The following is a 1,085-nucleotide window of genomic DNA, read 5'->3' as shown; positions in this document are numbered from 1 at the left end:
GTGGGCGGCGCCGCCCACAAAGCGCCTTCCACGGTCGGTAGTCGGCAACGTGGCGGCAGCGGGCGGGCGTACGTGCTCACCCTCGCCCTCCTCGGCGTACTGCTGCTCCTCTGCCTGCTCTCCGCCGGGCTCGGCGCGTACGACATCCCGCTCGGGGACGTACTCGCCTCCGTACGTCACCGCGTCGGGCTCGGCGGGCAGGCGCTGGACCAGGTCGGGGAGAGCGTGCTGTGGAACGTCCGGCTGCCGCGGGTCGCACTCGCGCTGCTCGTCGGCTCCTCCCTCGGCTGCGCGGGCGCGCTCATGCAGGGCGTGTTCGGCAACCCGCTCGCCGAGCCCGGCGTCATCGGGATCTCCTCCGGCGCGGCAGTCGGCGCGGTCGGGGCGATCTCGCTGGGGGCGACCTTCCTCGGGAACTGGACCGTCACCGCGTGCGCGTTCGCCGCCGGACTGGCCACGGTCCTGCTGGTGTACGTGATGGCGCGCTCGGGCGGGCGTACGGAGGTGGTGACGCTGATCCTGACCGGGATCGCGGTCAACGCCTTCGCGGGCGCGCTGATCGGCCTGTTCATCTTCTTCGCGGACAACGCGCAGATCACGCAGATCGCGTTCTGGCAGCTGGGGTCGCTCGCGCAGGCGACCTGGCCGAAGGTGCTGGCGGTGCTGCCGTGCGCGGCGACGGGTCTGCTCATCGCGCCGTTCTTCGCGCGGAAGTTGGACCTCCTGGCGCTGGGCGAGCGCCCGGCCCGGCATCTGGGCGTGGAGGTGGAGCGGCTGCGGATGATCCTGATCCTGGTCGTGGCGCTGCTCACCGCGGCGGCTGTCGCCGTGGCCGGGATCATCACGTTCGTCGGGCTGCTCGTACCGCATCTGCTGCGCATGGCGAACGGCCCCGGCCACCGCTTTCTGGTCCCGGGCAGCGCGCTGGGCGGCGGGCTGGTCCTCGTGGCGGGCGACCTGGCGGCGCGGACGGCCGCGCAGCCGGCGGAGCTGCCGCTGGGCGTCCTGACGGCGCTCTTCGGCAGCCCGTTCTTCTTCTGGCTGCTGCGGAGAACGCGGCGGAGTCAAGGGGGTTGGGCGTGAGG

General features: G+C 73.0%; 1 protein-coding gene. It reads left to right on the top strand.

Annotated elements, in window-relative coordinates; translation table 11 throughout:
• Window positions 1–72 precede the first annotated feature (72 nt).
• Window positions 73–1,083 carry a FecCD family ABC transporter permease gene (locus AOK16_RS23275; RefSeq protein WP_240483716.1) on the top strand — a complete coding sequence of 337 codons (1,011 nt, stop codon included), beginning with the start codon at window positions 73–75 and terminating at the stop codon, window positions 1,081–1,083.
• Window positions 1,084–1,085 lie beyond the last annotated feature (2 nt).

It is taken from the genome of Streptomyces pathocidini (assembly GCF_001418495.1).
Classification (GTDB): Bacteria; Actinomycetota; Actinomycetes; order Streptomycetales; family Streptomycetaceae; genus Streptomyces; species Streptomyces pathocidini.
This window is presented reverse-complemented; position numbering and strand designations above follow the sequence as displayed.